Annotated in this window: 16 protein-coding genes; 15 read left to right on the top strand and 1 reads right to left on the bottom strand. The window is 41.3% G+C overall.

Features of this window, described 5'->3' with window-relative positions:
- Window positions 1–146 precede the first annotated feature (146 nt).
- Window positions 147–314, top strand: coding sequence for a hypothetical protein (locus CDZ88_RS17490; protein ID WP_157796562.1), 168 nt, complete (start codon window positions 147–149; stop codon window positions 312–314).
- An 85-nt stretch (window positions 315–399) separates the two neighbouring features.
- Here CDZ88_RS17490 and CDZ88_RS13875 read toward each other — a convergent pair whose 3' ends face one another.
- Entirely contained in the window at window positions 400–909 is a 510-nt protein-coding gene (locus CDZ88_RS13875) for a sigma-70 family RNA polymerase sigma factor (protein WP_100374114.1), read from the bottom strand.
- A 509-nt stretch (window positions 910–1,418) separates the two neighbouring features.
- Here CDZ88_RS13875 and CDZ88_RS13870 point away from each other — a divergent pair.
- The 14 genes from CDZ88_RS13870 to CDZ88_RS13800 all read left to right on the top strand — a co-directional run bounded on the left by CDZ88_RS13870 (window position 1,419) and on the right by CDZ88_RS13800 (window position 21,823).
- On the top strand, window positions 1,419–4,496 hold the full coding sequence (locus CDZ88_RS13870) for an efflux RND transporter permease subunit (RefSeq protein ID WP_100374113.1): 3,078 nt from the start codon (window positions 1,419–1,421) through the stop codon (window positions 4,494–4,496).
- A 105-nt stretch (window positions 4,497–4,601) separates the two neighbouring features.
- Complete coding sequence (locus CDZ88_RS13865) at window positions 4,602–4,796, top strand: PLDc N-terminal domain-containing protein (protein WP_100374112.1); 195 nt, start codon at window positions 4,602–4,604, stop codon at window positions 4,794–4,796.
- Between the two features lie 76 nt (window positions 4,797–4,872).
- On the top strand, window positions 4,873–5,811 hold the full coding sequence (locus tag CDZ88_RS13860) for an agmatinase family protein (protein ID WP_100374111.1): 939 nt from the start codon (window positions 4,873–4,875) through the stop codon (window positions 5,809–5,811).
- A gap of 272 nt (window positions 5,812–6,083) precedes the next feature.
- Window positions 6,084–7,349 (top strand): C40 family peptidase, encoded by a 1,266-nt coding sequence (locus tag CDZ88_RS13855; protein WP_100374110.1) that lies wholly within the window; start codon window positions 6,084–6,086, stop codon window positions 7,347–7,349.
- A 486-nt stretch (window positions 7,350–7,835) separates the two neighbouring features.
- Entirely contained in the window at window positions 7,836–9,185 is a 1,350-nt protein-coding gene (locus CDZ88_RS13845; protein WP_100374109.1) for an oligosaccharide flippase family protein, read from the top strand.
- 14 nt (window positions 9,186–9,199) lie between these two features.
- The gene (locus CDZ88_RS13840) at window positions 9,200–10,285 is read left to right on the top strand and encodes a CapA family protein (protein WP_100374108.1); all 1,086 of its coding nucleotides are present in this window, start codon (window positions 9,200–9,202) and stop codon (window positions 10,283–10,285) included.
- A 33-nt stretch (window positions 10,286–10,318) separates the two neighbouring features.
- A complete protein-coding gene (locus tag CDZ88_RS13835) occupies window positions 10,319–11,881 on the top strand; it encodes an asparagine synthase-related protein (RefSeq protein ID WP_100374107.1) in 1,563 nt (520 codons plus the stop codon).
- Between the two features lie 200 nt (window positions 11,882–12,081).
- Window positions 12,082–13,206, top strand: a complete 1,125-nt coding sequence (locus tag CDZ88_RS13830) for a glycosyltransferase (RefSeq protein WP_157796561.1) — start codon at window positions 12,082–12,084, stop codon at window positions 13,204–13,206.
- A 1-nt stretch (window position 13,207) separates the two neighbouring features.
- Window positions 13,208–14,314 (top strand): glycosyltransferase, encoded by a 1,107-nt coding sequence (locus CDZ88_RS13825; RefSeq protein WP_100374105.1) that lies wholly within the window; start codon window positions 13,208–13,210, stop codon window positions 14,312–14,314.
- Complete coding sequence (locus CDZ88_RS13820; RefSeq protein ID WP_100374104.1) at window positions 14,307–15,071, top strand: glycosyltransferase family 2 protein; 765 nt, start codon at window positions 14,307–14,309, stop codon at window positions 15,069–15,071. Before CDZ88_RS13825 ends, CDZ88_RS13820 begins: the two co-directional genes overlap by 8 nt.
- A gap of 51 nt (window positions 15,072–15,122) precedes the next feature.
- Complete coding sequence (galU, locus tag CDZ88_RS13815) at window positions 15,123–16,013, top strand: UTP--glucose-1-phosphate uridylyltransferase GalU (RefSeq protein ID WP_100374103.1); 891 nt, start codon at window positions 15,123–15,125, stop codon at window positions 16,011–16,013.
- Entirely contained in the window at window positions 16,010–17,320 is a 1,311-nt protein-coding gene (locus tag CDZ88_RS13810) for a UDP-glucose dehydrogenase family protein (protein WP_100374102.1), read from the top strand. The genes galU and CDZ88_RS13810 overlap by 4 nt, the downstream gene beginning before the upstream one ends.
- Window positions 17,321–17,368: 48 nt before the next feature.
- Window positions 17,369–18,673: a S8 family peptidase gene (locus CDZ88_RS13805; protein ID WP_100374101.1), complete on the top strand. Its 1,305-nt coding sequence runs from the start codon at window positions 17,369–17,371 to the stop codon at window positions 18,671–18,673.
- Between the two features lie 414 nt (window positions 18,674–19,087).
- Window positions 19,088–21,823 (top strand): Ig-like domain-containing protein, encoded by a 2,736-nt coding sequence (locus CDZ88_RS13800; protein WP_100374100.1) that lies wholly within the window; start codon window positions 19,088–19,090, stop codon window positions 21,821–21,823.
- Window positions 21,824–21,848 lie beyond the last annotated feature (25 nt).

Genomic DNA, 21,848 nt, shown 5'->3' with positions numbered 1-21,848 from the left:
GGTCGCGCGATAAAAATATGCAGTAAATGTTTAGAGTATGCCGAACGAAGAGGGTATCGTCGTAACTAAATTTCTTAAAAATATGTTTACAATTCTATGATTAAGGATATATACTTTTAACACGTTAATTAAGGAGAGAACAGCTAATGTCTGCAACAAAGGAAGCAACAGGATTTACCGAGCACCAACTAAAAGATCTATTGCAACAATTTCAAAAAAAAGGGTCAGAGCAAACTGACGTCACATCGACTCAATTCATTGAAGAGATGGCTTCTGTATTAAGACCTTTTGTTAACATGGAAGAAGTACAATAATCATATTAAATTTAATAGACAATAGACGAGAATGTGGAATCTGGTCTATTGTCTATTTTTTTGTCTATTCTTCTTCTGTTATGGATCACTCCAACGTCGCAATTACCTCTCGCATCTTCTTCAACGCAGTTTTCCGCCAAGAGCTGACGGTATTTTTCGAGACGCCTTGTTCGGCTGCGATTTCACTGAGCTTCTTCTCATAAATGATCGCCTCCCGCACCCAAAGCCGTTCGCGCTCGGACAATAGATGAAGATACGGTGCTAGTTCGGCTAACGGATCATGCTCATTAATGACGTCCTCGGAAGGGGCAGGAACGACAAAATCCGTACTCACTTGTTGATCTTGCAACACAAAACGCTCATCATACGTACGCTGCCTGCGCAGCTCCATTAACATATGACCACGCACCGTATACATCGCAAAAGCAGCAAACGATCCTCGACCTTCCTCATATTTCAAATAAGCCTCCCATAATGCACAAACCCCAATTTGATAAAAATGATCATGAGAACGATAGAGATTGAGCTTTTTAAGTTGCCCTTTAATAAGTGGTTCATATTGAGACAAAATTTCTTCAAACGACACGCCTTGCATTTGAATTCATCCTTGATCAGAAGCGCTTCTGTGTTATTCCGCGGTACGTGTAGAATACAGCGGAATAACAAAGCAAGCATCTTGATAAAAAATGAAAATAGAGTCGATGAAGGCCCCCATTTTGGCAATTTCAATGAGTGATTGATCTAAAATCGGTATGATTAAAGTTGAGATTTAGCCATTTTAATAGTTTTTCGATGAAATGTTGGACAGTTGCCTGACATTTCCTCATCATTCCGCGCGAATTCCTTCCTGTTTCGCGCAACTTGATGACGTTTTCGCGCACATCGGACCGGTTTCCGCGCAAATCAACATACTTTCCGCGCAAACGCTTCAATAATATGGAAATTACCCCTCCTGTTCAGCACTCACTTCATCCAATGGCTTACAATTGTACTTTACAGGTCGAGGCTATATAATCATTTTGTGTATAGTCTTTGTATAAGACATGTCCAAATTGATTTCGTCCTAATTAAACTAATCATTTCTACAAAGAGAGGGGCAAGCCGATGCTTTCGTGGCTTATTCGCAAACGGAAAATTACGATCTTATTCTTTATTATGTTTACTCTAGTCGGGCTGTTAAGTTTCTTGCAGCTGCCACAACGAGAAATCCCGGAAGTAAATCCAGCGATTGCCCAAGTCACAACGGTGTATCCAGGGGCATCGAGTGAGCAAGTCGAACAAAATGTCACCGACCCGTTAGAGGAACGCTTATCACAAATGCAAGAAATCGCCTCGCTTACGTCAGTGTCAAGCCCTGGCCTTGCTTTCATGACGATTGAGTTAAACGAAGGCCTCGATGCGGATCAAGTTTGGAATGAAGTGCGCCAGCGTGTGAATGACGCATCCGCAGAGTTCCCGGAGGATGCCAACACACCGATGTTCAACAATGAACTAAGTGCTCAAGGTCTTGCTACGTATCAAATTACATTCAGTGATCCGAATGACCTCGCTGAAATTGATACGACTTTAGACCGTTGGAACACACGCCTCAACACGTTACCAGACATTGTCTCGATGCAAATTCAAGGTACCGTCGAAAAAGAAGTCTTAATTGAAGTCGACCCAGAAGCATTAGCGGACGCGGGCATTTCGACAAATCAATTAATCGGTGTATTAAACGGCGAGATTAATGCCGTTCCCCCTGGTGAATGGAAAACCGATGCCTATAACTACCGCATCGAACTAGAAACGCTAACTGATGTCGCTGATCTTGAGACGTTACCTGTTGGAGCGAGTAGTGAAGGCGAGATCATCTTATTTGGAGATGTCGCTTCCATTAACGAAACGTTTAAGCCGATCAGCGAGCAAGTTGCTTTTGACGGCGAAGAAGCGATTTCGCTTACCTTTACGCTAAAACAAGGCGCGAGTGTCACGTCCGCGCAATCGGATCTAGACGGATTTGTCGACCAGATTCAAGCCGAGTTACCAGACGGAGTCGAGATGACGCTGCTGTATACACAAGCGGACCTCGTCCAAGAGCTATTCCGTGACTTAGCGATCTCCTTTGCGATCGCCGTTGTCTCGGTCTTACTCGTCTGTTCCCTTGGACTCAATATATCAACAGCTGTCAGTGTCGCCCTAGCGATTCCAGTCTCATTAAGCTTAGGCGCGATCGTTCTCCCATTTATTGGAGTTGACCTTAACCAAATTTCATTAATCGCCTTCATTATCGCGCTCGGAATCTTGGTCGATGACGGAATTGTCGTCAACGAAAACATCGAGCGTCGTCTAAAAATGGGTGAAGGGCCAGTAGATGCCGCGATCAACGGGACAAAAGAAGTCGCCGTCTCGGTCATCACCTCAACCCTAACCGTCGTCTTTACCTTCTTGCCGCTCATGCTCTTACCAGGCCAAGCAGGAAGCTTTATCCGACCACTCCCAGCCGTCTTAATCGCAACGATGATCGCATCGACCTTTGTCGCTTTGCTATTGATTCCGATCTATCGTTCGATTCGAGAAAAAACGGCTTCGCCTACTAGAAGAAGCGAGAGGAAGCCTGCTGGTTTCTTAGGTGGAACGTTTGACCGCGCTTCGGCTTTTTATGGGCAACGCATGATCAGAGGTGTGACGAAGCGTCCACTCCTAGTTGTGATTTTAGGATTCTTACTCGGAACCGCTGCCTATGCGCTGATTCCGTTTATTCCGCTCGAATTCTTCCCGGATACAGACCGTGAAGAAGTATTTGTAGAGGCGACGTTACCTGAAGGAACAAGTCTTCAAGCAACCGAAGCCGAAGCAAGGAATGTCGAAGCATGGTTAACTGACGTGGACTATGTTCAATCGGTCTCCACCTATGTCGGAACCGATATTCCGCGTCTATTCGGTGCAGGCGGAGGCGCAGCATCAGGTGAAAATGCAGCGAACTTCCTCGTTTTCATTGATCGTGAAAAGATGTCGACACGAGAGACGACGAACGCATGGAATGACATATTACCTGAAGCTTTCCCAGATATGAATATTAATGTCTCAATGATCGAGTCAGGTCCCCCAGTCGGTGCGCCGATTGCGATTAAAGTAAGTGGGGAAGACTTCGGTACGCTACGTGAGATGGCAGGAGAAGTGAAAGACATTCTCGCTGCTACAGAAGGAGTGGCAAACGTCGATGATGACGTCGGTGCGAGCATTGAAACCATTCAAGTGACACCAGACCGCGAAGCGTTAGAAGAAAGTGGGATTGCAAGCGATGACTTAGCGACTGCGCTCCGTTTAGTCGGAGAAGGTTTGCCACTTGGTCAGCTGCAACAGCCAGGCGAACTTCTTGATATGCGCCTAGTCTATGAAAATGCGGGACCGTTGTCAGTTGATGTATTAGAAGACATTTCGGTCGCTGGCTTTAGTGGAGAGAGCATTCCTGTTGCCGATCTTGTAACGACGAGTGAAGTACAGTCTGAGCCAAGAATTCCACATGACAATACGGTCCCAACGATCACGGTACGAGCGTATCCGAATGAACGCTCAAGTGATGAAATCTTAGCCGATGCCCGTGCAGACCTTGATGCAGTCACTGCACAAGACGCTGCCTACACGCTATCGATCGGCGGGGAAACATCAGCTCGTACCGATGTATTTATCGATATCGGTAAGATTTTCATCGTCGTGATGTTCTTAATCTTGATCGTCATTGCGATTCAATTCTATTCATTAACGTTACCAATTTTAATCTTAAGTACCGTCTACTTAGCGATTGCTGGGGCGTTAATTGGACTCTTCATCACCCAAACCGGTCTCGGCTTTATGTCGATGATGGGCGCCGTTTCATTAGCGGGGATTGTTGTACGGAACGGAATTGTGTTAATTGAATTCATCGAACAACGAAGAAAAGAAGGAATGGACCCACGTGAGGCCGTGATGATGGCAGCCGAACAACGCTTCCGTCCGATCGTGTTAACATCATTGACGTCCATTGCCGGCTTACTTCCAATCGCCCTTGGTAACAGTACATTATTCAAGCCACTAGGGATTGCGATCGTCTCAGGGTTGATCTTCTCAACCTTATTAACCTTATTCATCGTGCCTGCACTATACTTGCTGCAGTCAAACGTCCGAATGCGCATCCGTGCAAGACGGACAAAAACAGCTTAATCATTAAAGCTGCGCCATATGTTGGCGCAGTTTCTTTTTTTGTACATGAAACCAAACATATCACCAAAACGTATATTAGATAAAGAATGCAGAGGAGGAACGACAATGGAGCTTCTATTTATACCGCTCGTCTTTTTACTGATTTTCGGTGGATTAATTTTAAATGTACTCACAAGTGTATGGTGCTATAAAGATTCCGTCAGAAAAGGAAACAGCAAGGAATTCAGCTTACTCATCTTAATTGCGACGATGTTCTTTCCGGTCATAGGTTTTATCATTTATTTATTCATTCGCAATTAATTGAAAGCGAAACGGTTATTCTCTATCAAAACCGGGTATAAAAAAGGTGATGACTACTATAGGGAGTGGATGACCAATGAAGGATACAATCTATGGAAATACGCCACCATTTTTAGGGGCAATTAATGGAACAACACAATCAATCGACGATTCGGATGTTTTAATATACGGTGTGCCGTGGGAAGGGGCGGTAACATGGGGGGATTTCACGGGGTGCGAACTCGGCCCTAAAGTGATGCGCCTCTGTTCAGGTCGCTACAGTGGGTATTTACCAGAGCTTGACCATATTAATGTATTTGAGCATTTGAAGCTCGCTGATATGGGGGATGTCGACGTCGTTCCTGCTGATGTCGAGGAGACGATGAGACGGATTGAAACCTTCTCAGGCAAGATGTGGGATTCAGGCAAATTCCCAATAGCACTAGGTGGCGACCACGGGATCACATACCCAATTGTCAAAGCTCTAGCCGAGCGAACCGAAGGAAAAGTCGGAATCCTTCACCTTGATGCGCATTATGACAACATGCCTCATCACGAAGGCGATAAGTACGCGCGTTCCACACCTTTTGCCCGTCTCTATGAATTAGATGGAGTACGCAACGAAAGCTTAATCCACGCCGGAATTCACGGCCCGAGAAACAAGCCTGAAAGTGGGAGCTTTGCAAGAGATGCCGGGGCTAAGACGATTACGATCAATGACATTCGTGAGTCAAAAGACATCCGCAAGCTTGCTGCAGATTTATATGACCAAGCAAGCAAAGACGTTGATGTCGTCTACTTATCCGTCTGTAGTGACGTGCTTGACTTTGCATTTAACCCAGGAGGACCAGTCGATGGAAATGGCTTAACATCGTATGAGCTGTTAACACTGATCTATGAATTCTCCAAACGTGGCATTGTCGGCATGGACTTTGTCGAAGTGTACCCACAACAAGATCCAAACAACGTATCCAGTCACTTTGCGTCGATGATTGCTTTGTACGCATTAGCGGGAGTAGCGGAAAATCGAAAATAGTCCTATTTTGTATATGAAAACAAGCACATAGACCCTAGTTATAGAGGGATTTATGTGCTTTTTGTTTGCGAATTATGTCGGATGATAGATTTATATTACATTTGTGTAACAATCGCTAGAATAGGGGAGGATTTTGATAGAATATTGGAGAAAAGCAACCGATAGAAAAGCTAGATACATAATCATGACTAATGAAGATTCAATACATATAGATCATAAGTCATTCTCAGTCGTAAAAATATGGACATATAATGTACAGGGGGATTAAAAGCATGAATAAAGTAGTAGTAACGTCGGCATTAGCTGTAGGAGCCTTCCTGGTTGGTCCACAATTGACAGAAGCAGCTCTAGGCGATCAAACACTTAGACTAGGGATGACAGACCAAGATGTAACAGAATTACAGAACGCATTAAAAGATCAAGGTTTTTTTACACATGAACAAGCAACAGGATATTATGGAACAATCACAGAGGATGCGGTGCGTAAGTTTCAAGCAGCGAACAACTTAACGGTAGACGGCATTGCTGGTCGTCAAACATTTGCAGCGCTTCAAGCAAGCGGCAGTGCACCAGCAGTGGCACCGAGTACACCAGCTCCTTCAGTGGAGGTTCAAGAATCGACCATTCTTCGTCGCGGGGCAAAGAGCAGTCAAGTCGGAAACTTACAACAAGCGTTAAAAGAAAAGGGATATTACAGTCACTCGATTACAAATGTATATGGATCAATTACAGAAGAAGCGGTGCGTAAGTTCCAAGCAGCGAATAACTTAACGGCGGACGGGATTGCTGGACCTCAAACGTTTGCGGCGTTAGGTACAGCAGCTCCGACTAATCCAACCAATTCTAATGCAACAGTTGTTGAGTCGAGTACATCTCCTTCGACGACTACACAAGTTCAATCGTCGCTACTAAGAGATGGTTCAAGAGGTAACGCAGTCACGCAACTTCAAGATAATCTACGGTCGCTAGGATTCTTTAATCAACATTCTACTGGAACGTTTGGGAGCATTACGGCGCAAGCGGTTCGCACATTCCAAGTCGCACATAACTTAACAGCAGACGGAGTAGCGGGTCCACAAACTCTCAATAAGATCAATGAGGCATTAAAAAATCCTTCACTAAATACAACGCCACAACACACGAACACCAATAATACGAGTGCAACACAAAGCACAGGGGCGTTTGTAACAAATATTATGGCGAACGCTTCAAAGTATCTTGGTACCGCGTACTTATGGGGAGGAACCACTTCAAGTGGGTTCGACTGTAGTGGCTTTATTCAAACGGTCTTTAGAGAACAAGGTGTCTCGGTTCCGCGGACAGCTGCTCAGCAATGGAACGCTGGAACCAACGTTTCACAACCGAATGTAGGAGACATTGTGTTCTTCCAAACCATTTCAAATGGCCCGTCTCATAATGGGATCTATATCGGTAACAATCAATTTATTCACTCAGGCTCATCAACAGGTGTAACCATTGCGAGTATGAATAATAGCTACTGGGCACCTCGCTACTTAGGGGCAAAGCGTCTCCATTAAAATCTACAATGTAAAAGGCTTGTTCGCTATTAATTTAGTGGACAAGTTTTTTATTGTTCAATGGGTCTATATCTTTTATTTACCACGTATCTATTGAAAATAAACCGGATTATTGAGAGAGTATTTAATAAGTTGAAGTGACATAGGTCGTAACGGGATCTATATTAGAAACAACCAATTCATCCACAGCGGCTCATCAACAAGTGTAACCGTAACGAGCATGGATAATAGCTACTGATCACCTCGATACCTAGCTGCTAAAAGAATGAACTGATTCTAGTGGAAGCTGTGTCTCTTACTTATAAGGCGCGGCTTTCTTTGTTGCCAATAACTATAGAACGTTTACTAGTACTGACGGGTCTGATAGCCCACATAAAGTTTTACAGCTTACAATTCATGACTATGATATAATCCATATAGATTTTTTAGGGGATTTAAAAGGGCAAGCTTATTACAAAACGTGAGATTGTATAGGAGGAGTCACCATTGGGCCTTAAAGATAAATTGTCTCGGAGGATACCGAAAAAAGGTTTTCTGCGAAATGTTATGACGTTAATGACGGGTACTGCGTTTGCACAAGCTATTCTCATTCTTTCTACCCCGATATTAACAAGATTGTATTCTCCAGAAGACTTCGGAATTTACGGGAATTTTATTGCTGTAACAGCTATAATTACGGTCATTGTCGCATTGCGATATGAATTGGCCATTGTCTTACCGAAAGAAGACAGTAAAGCAAAGAATATTTTGAAGCTATCTGTTTTAATAGCGCTCTCGATCTCAACGTTTCTATTCTTGCTCGTTGTCTTATTTGGCGACTTTTTAGCTACTAACCTTAATTGGATTGATCGAGAGTATCTATATTTTATTCCGTTTTATGCATTTATGGTTGGGTTATTTCAAATTTTGAACTACTGGTTTACTCGCACGAAAAACTTTAAACGCCAAGCTCTTGCGCAGTCAGGGAAATCATTCTTTACAGTAGGTGCCCAGTTGCTTCTCGGAGTATTTGCTGCTATAGGAACGTTCGGTTTAATCATTGGTCAAATGGTCGGGCAATTATTTGCGGTTGGATTTTTATTGTTGTTCTTACTAAAGAATAAAAATGTTCGCCAGATGATTTCATTTAAAGCAAGTGAGCTAAAGAAACTTGCTATTGAATACAAAGACTTTCCATTGTATTCATCATGGAATTCATTCATTAATACTATCTCTCTGCAGATACCTATTATTATCATTACCTATTATTTCTCAGCGAGCATCGCGGGATTTTATATGTTAGGACATCGGTTATTAAGTTTACCGATGGGGATCATTAGTAGTTCGATCTCACAAGTGTTTCTGCAGAAATTGGCGAAGGACAAGGCAGATGAAGAAGAAAACAAGAATTCATATAAACTATGGAAAGTGTTAACGCCAATCTCTGTCTTCTTTAATTTAGTCGTTATTCTCATCGCTCCGTGGGCATTTAGTTTGGTCTTTGGACCTGAGTGGATTGTAGCTGGTGAATATGCAAGGTGGATTGCCTTTTGGACAGTTTTTCAGTTTGTATCTTCACCGCTAAGTTCTGTCAGCTATACGTATAATAAACAAAGGCTATTTCTGTGGTTCCAAATTGCGTTGCTTATATTCCGTGTCGCAGCATTAGTAACGGGAGGCATGATGGGAGACCCTGTCATCGCTATAGCATTATTTGCGATCGTGAGTGGTTTATTTAATTTAATTACAATGGGTATGTACATCTATATTGAAACAGGTAAAAAAGAAGCGACGAAAGCGACGCTTGTAAATGCAGTAACATTTACAGCGCTATTATCTATTTTGCTTCTTACCTAGAAGGGAAGGTATTCATGAAAGTAGTATTAATAGGAGACACTCTCCTCAATCAGGAAACCTTGTCTATTGATAACAAGTTACTCGAACAATGCCAAGATGCAGATCTCGTCTTATTAAATGTAGAAGGACCACTGACAACAGCTGCTGCAAAGAAATCAGCAGGAACGCCGATCTGCTCACGACCGGAAAATATTCGCTACTTGCAACAATTGAATGTGCATGTGGCTATTCTTGGGAATAACCACATTATGGACCATGGAATCGAAGGTCTAACGGAGACATGTGATATATTAAAAGCGCATTCGATCGACTATGTCGGTGCTAGTTCTGCTGAGCAAGATCGACCATGGGTAATTGAAAAAGAAAAGGTCGCGATCTTCTCATATACCCACCAAGAAGGACCTATGTATGACTCGGAGGGGTTTGGACCTATCTCGTTACCTCCAATAGAAGAACTTCTTCGAGAAATTGATGCTTACAAACAAGACGGGTATAAAATTATCTTCAATTATCATGGCGGAGAAGAGTTTTTCTCCGTACCTTGGCCTAGAAGAAGAGGATTCCTGCGTCGTATTTCTGACCAGGGAGTAGATATTATTTTCGCTCATCATTCCCATTCGATCCAACCACTCGAGATACGTGATGGGAAAGTTGTGATCTACAGTCCGGGTAACTTCTATATGGATACCCCCTACCAACGAAAACATGAGCAAACGAAAGAAGGTTATGTCACTGTAATTGACGAACAAAACGTGACGACTCTTAGCTTAGCTATTGACCTTGATAAGAAGGAAGTCTCTGTGTCAGGTGAGAAAGTCATTCGACGTGATCAAAATCGAGAGTTGAACGAAAAACAAGTTGAGGGCATCTGGCGTAAGGAGTGTAAAAGCAAATTCTCCCAGCCATTTAAACGCTCCTTCCCGTTATCACGTTCTAAACTAGTTATTCGCTTATTAAGATATGCGATCTTCATAAAAAAAATAAAGAAGCTAGACAGAAAAGAACGAGATCTTGATATTTTATGGAGCAGTCTTCCGTTAATAGGTCGTCGCTATGTGAAGAAGTTGTTTTCAAAAGGGTATACTAACTACCGTTTTTAACTTCAATAATGTAATGAAGGAGCTTTGACTATCTTGAATGTACAATTAAAGCAAGAAAAAGGGTTTTCCTGGAAGCGCAAAGGTGCTCTTTCATTTAAAGGGTATTTAAACGCTGACTTTGATACTGTTCAATTCGCTACGTCAATCGCATCACGTTCCACTGAAGAACTAAAAAAAGCATTAAGTAAGAACCAACAATTTTTCGCTTTGCTTGTTGAAACAGAGGATAAACTAGTCGCTGCTGTCGACCATTTACGTTCTTTTCCGTTATTCTATGCGAAAATTGGTACGGGCTTGCTCGTGAGTGATGATGCTCGCTGGATTCAACAGCAAGTGAACGAATCTTCGCTTGAGAAAACCGCTCAAGCTGAGCTTGCCATGACAGGCTACGTTACAGGAAGTGAAACTTTGCTACCCTCTGTTAAACAATTGCAGGCGGGTGAATATCTCTTTTATGATAAAGCGAAGAACGAGCTGAACATAACTACGTATCTTATAATGGAAGAGACCGATCAGATCGAAGGAGATTATGTGAAGCTTATCAACCGAGTCGATCAATTACATGAAGAAGTATTTAGACGAATGATTGATTCACTTCAAGGTCGAACCATTATCCTGCCGCTAAGTGGGGGATATGATTCAAGAATCATTGCGATGATGTTAAAGCGTCTAGGGTATGAGAAGGTGATTTGTTACACCTATGGAAAACCTGGCAATTGGGAAGCGAATGTCTCCAAAGATATTGCCGAGAGTTTAGATTATGAATGGATCTTTGTTCCCTATTCAGCTGAACGTTGGCAAAAATGGTATCAAAGTCAAAGTCGCTCTCACTATTATGATGAGGCAGGAGATTTCTCTGCGCTTCCACACATCCAAGACATAATAGCTGTGGAGTACTTAAACAAGGAAGAGCTTATTCCTGCTGATTCAGTCTTTATCCCTGGGCATACAGCTTTTCTTTCTTTTGCCGGATACGAGCGTTCTTGCCGAGATCTTAGCGAAGTGGCAGATGAACTGATGAAGAAGCATTACGTGCTTTGGGATTGGTCGTACAACGGACGCTCATCGTACAAGAACAAGCTAAAGGAAAAAGTAGTTCACCAGCTGAACTCACTCCAACAAGAACGTCTCGAAAATGCCTTTTACTTGTGGGAAGTCAGAGAGCGCCATGCCAAGTTTATTTGCAACTCAGTGAGAGCTTATGAGCACTTCGGTTATGAGTGGCGAATGCCGCTTTGGGAAAAAGAAATGCTTACTTTTTGGATAGGTGTTCCACAAGAATACCGTTATAAAAAGCGTTTGTATAAAGATTACTTTACCCACACATTTCTTAAAGACTATGCCTCAATTGAAAAACCGAACAGTCATGAAAAGGAAGTGTCAAAAGGCATTCGTGATCTATTGAAATCTTCTCCATTCATTTTTTATTCGATGAAAAAAGCACAAAGAATAAAGGGCTATCAACAACACCCATTTGACTGGTTCAAGCTAGTGAATCGTTCAACCTATGTATACGGAGTTATTAGAGGAGCAAAGAATATTAATTCTTTCCTTGTTAACGACTACTTAGATGAGCTTGAAAAAGGAATGAAATAACCGAAAACCTCGCTATCCTACTAGCGAGGTTTTCTTATGCGTGGATTTTTTAATGAAGGAAAAAGTAAAAAAGTGTGAAAGATAGCTTAAAATTAGTTTTAAAAGGGAGACCGTCCTCTCGTATGTCGTCATTTATGGTATGATATTAGCGTGATATAATGAAGAAAGTCTATATTTTAATTGAGGGAGTACCTACTGAAATGAAGCATATTCTTGTGTTTTTTCCATATGAACTTCAAAAAAATCCTAAAAGTGGTTCAGGTGTTCGTCCGAAGAAAATGGTCGCAGCATTTGAAAGCTATGCCAATAAAGAAGGGATAGAGCTTGTTGTTATCTCAGGACAAACAAAAGAAAGACAAGCTTTAATGAACCAATATAAAGAAGATAATCGTGCAAAAGATGCTCTTTTTTGCTACATGGAAAATGCGACGATACCTTACTGGTTAACAGATCCCGACCACCTTCCCCGCCATCCGCGAATGGACCTTGCGTTTTGGACATACTTAAAGAGAAATAATGTCCCTATTGGGCTATTTTACCGGGATGTATACTGGAAGTTTGATGACATGTACGTTCCGCCTGGTGGAAAGAAGCTGTTCACACCGATTATGAGAGCGATCTACCGTAAGGAGTTATCAACATTCAAAAAAATCGTTGATATCATGTATCTTCCGTCACTTGAAATGAATGATTTTGTTGAATGGAAGGGCACATTCCGTGAGCTACCTCCTGGAATGGAGTTTGCTCCTAGTACAAAACAAACGAAGCATGAGGGTGATCCTTGGCATGCTGTGTTTGTAGGAGGCATTACCGATCAAAAAGGAATTCTCTTAATGCTAGAATCGATACAACAAATAAACGATCAAGGAAAACAACTTCACTTGACCTTGGTTTGTCGAGAACAAGAATACAAAAAGTACCCAGAGATGCACGAGTTTGCAAAAGCAGAATGGTGTTCTGTTCAACATATTGCAGGAGATGAATTAAAAGAAGTCTACGATCAAGCAGACTTTGCGGTTATTCCCCGTGAAATGAACACGTACCATCACTTCTCCATGCCGGTCAAAATGTTTGAATACTTGGCAAATGGGCAACCAATATTGGGTACGAACTGTAGAGCTCAAGCAAGAGTGATTAATGAAGAGAATTTAGGAATTACAACTGATGATACAGCAGAAGCCTTTCTAGTAGGGCTAGAAAAGATGACGGACCCGGTCACCTATCAACAGCTTCAAGCGAATGTCATTGAAAATAGTTTTAGCGCGCATTCTTGGGAAGCACGTATTCACCAAGTGGCAACTGAGCTGATGAAAGGAAGGAATTAACATGAAGTTAGTATTACTCGCACCAGCGAATAATGTGCATACAAAAAAGTGGCTAGATTTTTACAATGCAAAAGGAATTGAGGTTGTAAATGTCAGCTTTGATAGTCACAAAGATGAGGAAGATCGAACAAAGTGGCCTCACATTAAAACGATCTATCTAAAATTGAAATTTTCAAATAAACTAGCGTACTTTTTTACGGTCAATGAATTAAAAGCCATCTTGAAAAAAGAGCAGCCTACGCTATTGCACTCTCATTATATTTCTAGTTACGGTGTGGTGGGAGCACTAACGAATTTCCATCCATACGTTGCTTCAGTATGGGGGAGTGATATATATGACTTTCCGAAAGAAGGCTCAGTAAAAAAACGGATGATAGAGTTCGCCTTGCAAAGAGCGGACATGATTTGTTCCACAAGTCATGTGATGGCAGATGAAACCAAGCTCTATACATACAAGGATGTCGAGGTGACCCCATTTGGAGTCGACATGTCAGCGTTTAAGCCAGCACCTAAAGACCAAGATGTAGATAAGTTAGTATTTGGTATTGTAAAAACGATGAAAGAAAAATACGGAATCCGATATTTACTCGAAGCATACAAAGGATTCAAAGAATGTGTATCAATAGAAGAATATGCTAAAACGAAGCTCGTTATCGTTGGTGGTGGTCCATTGCTTGAAGAATACCAAGAGCTTTCACGTTCACTCGATATAGATGATCAAGTAACATTCACAGGGAACATTCCTCACCATGAAGTTCCTTACCGTATCAACCAGATCGATATTTTCTTTGTTCCATCGACGCTCGATAGCGAAAGCTTTGGAGTAGCTGCCGTTGAAGCTCAAGCATGTGCAGTTCCAGTTGTTGTAGCGAATGTCGGAGGTTTGCCGGAAGTAGTAATTAACGGGGAAACAGGCTTTGTCGTCCCAACAAAAGATAGCGCAGCACTAACTGAGAAGATGCTCGAGATGTATCAAGATGCGCCTCTAAGAGAGAAGCTCGGGAATCGTGGTCGCGAACATGTGGTCGGAGAGTATGAATGGAATGAAAATGCAGAGCGGATGTTAGCTGTATATGACAAGTTATTGAGTGGTGAGAAACATGCTTAATTCTTCAACACCGCTTATTACGATTGTCACAGCCGCATATAACTGTGCAAATTTCATTGGCGAGACGATCGAATCGGCTCAATCTCAGACCTACACTCATTGGGAAATGCTGATTGTCGATGATTGTTCAAAAGATAACACACGTGAAGTCATTGCTCAGTATGCCAAGGACGACCCACGTGTTCGCCTGATCGCTTTGACGGAAAATGGAGGAGCTGCGGTTGCTCGTAATCACGCTTTACGAGAAGCGAGAGGAAAGTATGTTGCCTTCTTAGATAGTGATGACCTCTGGCTTCCGCTTAAGTTAGAACGACAGCTTAACTTTATGGAAGAGCATGATTATGCATTTAGTTTTACCGCGTATAAGATGATGAATGAAGTCGGACAAGACCTAGGACAAGTTGTATCTGTCCCGCGCGCCATCGATTACAATGGTTTATTAAAGAATACGATTATTGGCTGCTTGACGGTTATGATCAATGTAGAAAAAACAGGAACACTCCAAATGCCAAACATCCGCACAAGACAAGATTTTGCCCTCTGGCTCTCTGTCTTGAAGCGAGGCTATACAGCATATGGATTAGATGAGGTTCTCGCTCGGTATCGAAAGGTAGAAGGGTCGATCTCAAGCAATAAAGTGAAAGCCGCTCAAAAAACCTTCTATGTGTATCGTCATGTAGAAAAGCTAAGTCTTCCTTATGCATTGTATTGTTTCTTTCACTATGCATTTAATGCTGTAAAAAAACATCGAAAATAGACCGATTGAGAAGACGTTGTTCTTTGATTCGTGTGAATGGAGGATTTTATGATGAAGAAGGTACGGAAAGCGATTATTCCAGCAGCTGGACTTGGAACACGATTCTTACCAGCAACGAAAGCGCAACCAAAAGAAATGCTACCAATCGTAGATAAACCGACAATCCAATACATTGTTGAAGAGGCGATTGAGTCAGGCATTGAAGATATTATCATTGTCAGTGGTCGCGGCAAACGAGCAATTGAAGATCACTTTGATAAGTCATATGAATTAGAAGAAACACTCGCCCAAAAAGAAAAATATGCGATTCTTGAAGAAATTCAAGCGATCTCTAACTTAGCGAACATCCATTATATTCGTCAAAAAGAACCTCGTGGACTTGGACATGCGATTTTTTGTGCTAGTCGCTTCATTGGTGATGAGCCATTTGCCGTTTTACTTGGTGATGACATTGTAAAGTCAGAAGCAGATCCGTGCTTAAAGCAGCTAATTGATGTCTATGATGAGCAACAATGTTCTGTAGTCGGTGTCCAACGAGTAGCAGATGAGGATGTATCGAAATATGGCATTATTTCCCCTGCTTCAAAAGAGCATGAAGGCGATACGATTAAAGTTCAATCATTTGTTGAAAAGCCTAAGCTTGAGGAAGCCCCATCTAATTATGCGATCATGGGACGATATGTATTGACACCTGAGATCTTTGACATACTTGCTAATCAAGCTCCAGGTGCAGGCAATGAGATTCAATTAACGGATGCAATTAAAACATTGAATGAAAGTCAACAAGTACTAGCGTACAATTTTGATGGAATTAGATATGATGTAGGTGATAAGTTTGGCTTTATTAAAGCGACAGTTGACTTTGCCTTACAACGTGATGACCTACGTGATGAAGTTCGTCAATATTTAGAACAAGTTGTTCAAGGAGGAAGTACGAAATGAAGATCGCAGTAATTGGTACAGGCTATGTCGGTCTAGTGACGGGTGTGAGTCTTTCTCATATTGGTCATGAGGTAACATGTATTGACCTAGATGAGGCGAAAGTAGATCGCATGAGCCAAGGTCAATCCCCTATCTATGAACCTGGACTAGAAGAATTGATGAAAGAAAATAGTGCAGCAGGAAGATTAGCATTCACTACTTCACACAAAGAAGGGTTTGAAGGTGCGGAACTAATCTTCATCGCTGTGGGCACACCACAAAAAGAAGACGGAACAGCGGATCTTCGTTTTATTGAACAAGCAGCTAAAGACATTGGGGTTCATATCACAACCGATGTCGTCGTTATAACGAAAAGTACAGTTCCAGTTGGGACAAATGCGTTCGTAAAAGAAACGGTGTTGGCTCATTTAGTTCATCCCGTTTCCGTTCAAGTCGCATCGAATCCAGAATTTTTACGTGAAGGCTCAGCCGTTCATGATACGTTTAAAGGCGATCGCATTGTTATTGGAGCAGATGATCAAGAAGCGGCAGAAAAAGTGAAAAGTGTGTACGCTCCACTGGATATTCCTGTGTTTATCACCGATATAAAAAGTGCAGAGATGATTAAGTATGCATCAAACGCTTTCCTCGCAACGAAGATTAGCTTCGTCAATGAAATTGCTAATATTTGCGATAAGCTCGGTGCGAATGTAGAAGACGTGGCAGCGGGTATGGGAATGGACCAACGTATAGGCTCACAATTCCTACAAGCAGGAATCGGCTATGGTGGGTCTTGTTTCCCTAAGGACACAAATGCCTTAATTCAAATCGCAGGAAATATCGAGCATGATTTTGAATTATTAAAAGCTGTGATTAAAGTGAACAATGTTCAACGCGAAAAGCTCGTCACAAAGGCTAAAGCGCGCTTTGGATCTTTAAAGGGCAAGCGAGTGGCACTTTTAGGTCTAGCGTTTAAGCCAAATACTGATGATATGCGAGAGGCTGCATCTATTGTCATTGCACGGAAATTAATTGAAGAAGGTGCTACAGTTGTGGGCTATGATCCAATTGCTACAGATAATGCGAAGATTTGGCTCCCGCAAGAAATGAAGTACGTTCAATCGGCATATGAAGCGATTGAACATACAGATTGTGCATTTATAGTGACAGAATGGGAAGAGATTCGCTCTCTAACTCCCGAACAATGGAAAAAAGCGATGAACGAACCGGTTATTTTTGACGGGCGAAATTGCTTTAATCCAGTGGAGATGGCACAAGAAGGAATAGAATATCACTCGATCGGTAGACCTTCTGTAGTAGAGAAGTAGATAATCTTTATAACAAGTGGTGATCGTTCGGGTTAGGGAGAGAGAAGCTTGAAGCAAAAATCGTATATATTAACGCTATTTATGATGATAGTTGTTCTTTTCATACCGCTTCCTTCCGTGATACTTGCGGAGGAAAGCAATCGTTTCATTATTGCAAGCACCCACCCAGATCAACATGAATGGCAGGATCACTTACTCGAACACGGGATAACGAAGATTGATCAGTTTGAAGTCGGTTCCCGTACCTACACGATCGTCGAGGGAAAGAAAAGTCAGATGGGGTTATTCCAATCGGTAGAAGAGGTCCTCTATATCGAAGAGGACCAACCTCTCTCGATTGTTAATCAAGAGCAAGGATTAACAGCGTCAGCTCTTCCGTGGAACTTAACAGCAATAGAGGCGGATCGCTTATTAGGAGAGCGTTGTGACTGCAAGATAGCAGTCGTTGACTCTGGAATTGCCTCGCATTCACTCTTAAATAATCAAGTGAAAAAGAAAGTTACGTTCATGAATGGTCGAGAAACGATAGGACAAGCAGAAGACGATAGCTCAGATAGCCACGGCACACATGTAGCGGGCATTATAGCTGGAAGAAGTGACGGCACGCGATTTGCTGGAATCTCTCAAGATGCACATTTATATATTGTGAAAGCCTTAGATAAAGACGGGAATGGCTTTATCTCAGATCTGATAAAGAGTGTTCAATGGGCAATGAATGAACAAGTACAAATCATTAATTTAAGTTTAGGGACAGAGCGTTCCTCACAATCACTTACCTCTGTATTACGTGATGCGTATAATCAAGGTGTAATTGTGATTGCAGCAGCAGGAAATGAGGGTGGTGCTGTTGAATTCCCAGCAAACTCTCCTTATACAATCGCTGTAGGAGCGGTGAATCAGAACGCTCGAATGCAATCATGGTCAGCGTATGGGCCAGAAATCGACATCTTTGCACCTGGAGTACGAATCTTATCAACCGCAAAAGGTAATCAATTTTTAGAATTATCAGGAACATCCATGGCTGCCCCTCATGTGAGCGGTGCAGCTTCTAAGCTATTACCTTTATATACTGGTCGTCATTCAGGTGAAAAGGTCGAATGGATGAGACATCAACTATCGACATACTCGAATACAGCCTTTCAAGGGGATGGTAGACCATTCCAATCAATAGGATTGTTAAATGTATATCGAAGCTTTTATGAAGTTCGTAATCTACCTAAGTATATAACCGTACAATTAGCTAATGGACAGACACAAACTCTCACACAAGACGTACTAATCCCCTATTCAGACCCCTACAAAAGAATTAATATTCAACGTAATCTTATTAAAGAAGAGTGGCAGCTCAACTAAGCCATTCTTTTTTTTATTTATTTTTACACAAATTTATGTAAGTAAAACAGTCTAAAGTCCTCATGATTTAATATTCTAATAAGTTGATAGGTATCAACTCCAAGATTGGAATAACAAGAAATATTTTACTAATAAAAGAGAGAAAAATGAAATTTTTTGTAAAAAAAAAGAGATTTTAGACTAGTATTTTGTAAAAATATCGTTTAATATAGTAATTGTAGTAAGAACAACAGCATCTTCCAAGGAAAATGTTTCTTCTGATAGAAATTAACATCTAATAAGTTATTTCTTGGAGTGCTAGATTTAGCAGACCAATAGACTAGTTTGTTCTTCTTGTGTAATCTTTATTTGTCACGAAGGTGACAAATGTCATGATTTAAATTAGCTACATACATTCGAGAGGGGTAATTATTCATGAACATGAAAAAAACGGCAAAAATCGCGTTAACGGCAACACTAGCAACAACAGCATTCGTAGCAGCAACACCAGCTGAGGCTAATGCAATGACACCTCAAGAAGCAGTAACAACAGCTCAAGTTGAGGCTAACAAACTTACTCCATACACAAACATCGCAGCGACTGGTGAACTAACAGTATCACCTGGATTCCTTGCTCAATATAATCTAGCAGGTAAAGCTATTGCGGATGCAGAAAAGCATGCAGCACACGCTCCTGACCGTGCTTGGTTTGATCGTCAATTAAACTACGCTAAAGAAACTCGCCTTAGAGCAGCGCGTGTGATTGATGCTAACAAGCATGTATCACGTGTGAATGATGCAGTAGAAAACTTACAATCATTCCAAGGTCAAGAACTTACAAGTGAAGTTGTTGAAGCTTACAACGCTTTATCATATGAGCTCGTTCGTGCAGAGCGCGCAGTAAGCCATATCCATGGCTCAGCTAACCGTGTAGCAGCTGGTGAGTCTTTCATTCAAGGAGCTAAAATTGCTCGTGAAGGTCTTATCTGGGAAGTAACAGCATTCAACCTACTTAACGAAATTGAAGCAGCACTTACTGAAGGTGAAGTAAGTGAAGAAATAGTAAAAGAAATGCTAGCTCGCCTTGATCGTATCAACAACCGCGCAGTTCGCATTAAAGAAGAAGGTAACAAGCTATATCCTGGCATGTACCCTACAAACGAAGTAGTTGCTGAGCAATTAGCTGAGAAGAAAGAAACAGTAGAAGAAAAAGTGGAAGAAATGTTCCCAAGTTATGTAGTTGAAACTGTAAGTGCGATTAACGCTACAGTAACAAAAGGTGATGAGTACGTATTACCTACAACTGTTGATGTAACTGTTGCAGGCGAAGAAGCTCCAGTATCAATGGAGGTTGAGTGGTCTGGTGCTGTTGATACTTCTGTTGTTGGTGAACAAACATTCACTGGTACTTTAGTATTGCCAGAAGGATATGTAAACACTAATGAAGTAACTGTTGAAGCTACAGTTGTTGTTGAAGCTGCAGTTTTAGAAGTTACTGAAGTTAGTGCAGTTACTAAAACCATTGAGTTAAATGTAGCTGTATTTGAAGCAGAAGAAGGAGCAACAGCAAAAGTTGCTATTTTCGCATTGAATGATAAAGGCGAAAAGACTGGAACTGCAATTGTTACAGCTAATGCTGCTGAAATCAAAGATAACGTTGTAACATTTGATGTAAGTAGTAAAGTCTTTGGTAACAAAGAATATGTTGTTGAAGTAACAATCGGTGAAACAACAGAAGCTGTTAATGTAACTGTTGAATTTGATGCTGTTGAAAAATTAATTGCTAATATTAACAAAGCTACTGCAGCTCAATTAGCAACACTTCTTAACAATGAAGAATATTTCACTGGTTTTGATGTAGCAAATGTTGATGCTTATTTTACTGCGAAAGAAGCTGCTAAACCTCTTAGCACTGTAGCAGAAGTTCAAGAATATGTTATTGATGCAGCAGCAGAAGGTTCAGAATTTGATGCATTCACTACAGAATTATTAGACGATAAAAAAGGCACATTTGCTAAATACCTAGTATTAAAAGGACAATTCAGTAATGTACTAGATGCTAACATGGATGAGTACATGGCTACGACTGGACCAATCTTTGATACTAACTTAAATACTCTTGACGGAGCTATGACTAGCTTTGATGCTGTTTCAGATGCTATTGATGTAATCAACCTTGATGCAGTAGTAACAGAAGCTAATTTAACAATTGCTGATGCAAAACCATCTAAGTTAAATGACTATAAAGCAGCTCTAGAAGCATTAGTATTAGCAAATGCTGATGTTGTAGATACAACAAATAGTGATACTAAAGCAGAGATTATTGCAGCAATTGATGCTGAACTAAAAGCAAATGCTGACGCACGTGTAGCAGCAGATGCTGAAATCGTAAAAGGTGAAGCAGCATTAGCAGCATTCGCAACAGCTAATGGTGGAGTTCCAACAGAGGCTCACACTGAATATGATGCTGTTGTAGCGGCAATTGAAGCTTTAGAAAAAGAAGACTTAACAAAAACTGAACTTGCTACAGCAACTCTTACAGGTGCAGTAACAGCACTTAAAGGTGAGACTGAAGAACTAACAATCCTTGATGATACATTAGCAGCATTAGCAGCATTTGCAGCAGCATTTGGTGAAGATGCTGAATTAGAACCTGTTTATACAGATGTAACAACACAATTTGAAGATTTTGATGAAAAGAATTACGAATATGGTGTTGGCAGAACCATCGAGACTCTTAAAGTAGTACTAGCTGCATTAAAAGCTGAAACAGCTGAGTGGGAAACTTACAACTCAGTAGTAGCTGCTAAAACAGCAACTGAAATGAGAGCTCTATTATTTGGTTTTGAAAATGATGATTATGTAGACTTAACATCGGCTCAAAAACTAGAATTCGCTGGATTGTTCATTGCAGCAGTAGCTGAAGATGAGTCAGCTGATTTTGCAAGAGTTGACGTTTTACTAGCTTTAGAATTAGATGTTTATACTGGATTAATCAATGGTGTTAACGATGCAACAACTATTTCTGGAATGACTACAGCTTTAACAGCACTAGGAAATGAAGCATTTAATGCTTTATCAGCTGCTCAAAAAGCTGAAGTATCAGAAGCTGTATTAGCTGGTAAGCCATATGTAACTCTTGCTGAAATTGAAGCAGCTATGGGACTTTAATTATTAGTCCCTGCTTAACCAGAGC

This window comes from Bacillus sp. FJAT-45037 (genome assembly GCF_002797325.1).
GTDB lineage: Bacteria > Bacillota > Bacilli > Bacillales > Bacillaceae_D > Alkalihalophilus.
This window is presented reverse-complemented; position numbering and strand designations above follow the sequence as displayed.

Coding starts and splice junctions, on each gene's coding strand:
- CDZ88_RS17490 (WP_157796562.1), top strand. CDS start 147: ATGTCTGCAACAAAGGAAGCAACAGGATTTACCGAGCACCAACTAAAA.
- CDZ88_RS13875 (WP_100374114.1), bottom strand. CDS start 909: ATGCAAGGCGTGTCGTTTGAAGAAATTTTGTCTCAATATGAACCACTT.
- CDZ88_RS13870 (WP_100374113.1), top strand. CDS start 1,419: ATGCTTTCGTGGCTTATTCGCAAACGGAAAATTACGATCTTATTCTTT.
- CDZ88_RS13865 (WP_100374112.1), top strand. CDS start 4,602: ATGGAGCTTCTATTTATACCGCTCGTCTTTTTACTGATTTTCGGTGGA.
- CDZ88_RS13860 (WP_100374111.1), top strand. CDS start 4,873: ATGAAGGATACAATCTATGGAAATACGCCACCATTTTTAGGGGCAATT.
- CDZ88_RS13855 (WP_100374110.1), top strand. CDS start 6,084: ATGAATAAAGTAGTAGTAACGTCGGCATTAGCTGTAGGAGCCTTCCTG.
- CDZ88_RS13840 (WP_100374108.1), top strand. CDS start 9,200: ATGAAAGTAGTATTAATAGGAGACACTCTCCTCAATCAGGAAACCTTG.
- CDZ88_RS13830 (WP_157796561.1), top strand. CDS start 12,082: ATGAAGCATATTCTTGTGTTTTTTCCATATGAACTTCAAAAAAATCCT.
- CDZ88_RS13825 (WP_100374105.1), top strand. CDS start 13,208: ATGAAGTTAGTATTACTCGCACCAGCGAATAATGTGCATACAAAAAAG.
- CDZ88_RS13820 (WP_100374104.1), top strand. CDS start 14,307: ATGCTTAATTCTTCAACACCGCTTATTACGATTGTCACAGCCGCATAT.
- galU (WP_100374103.1), top strand. CDS start 15,123: ATGAAGAAGGTACGGAAAGCGATTATTCCAGCAGCTGGACTTGGAACA.
- CDZ88_RS13810 (WP_100374102.1), top strand. CDS start 16,010: ATGAAGATCGCAGTAATTGGTACAGGCTATGTCGGTCTAGTGACGGGT.
- CDZ88_RS13800 (WP_100374100.1), top strand. CDS start 19,088: ATGAACATGAAAAAAACGGCAAAAATCGCGTTAACGGCAACACTAGCA.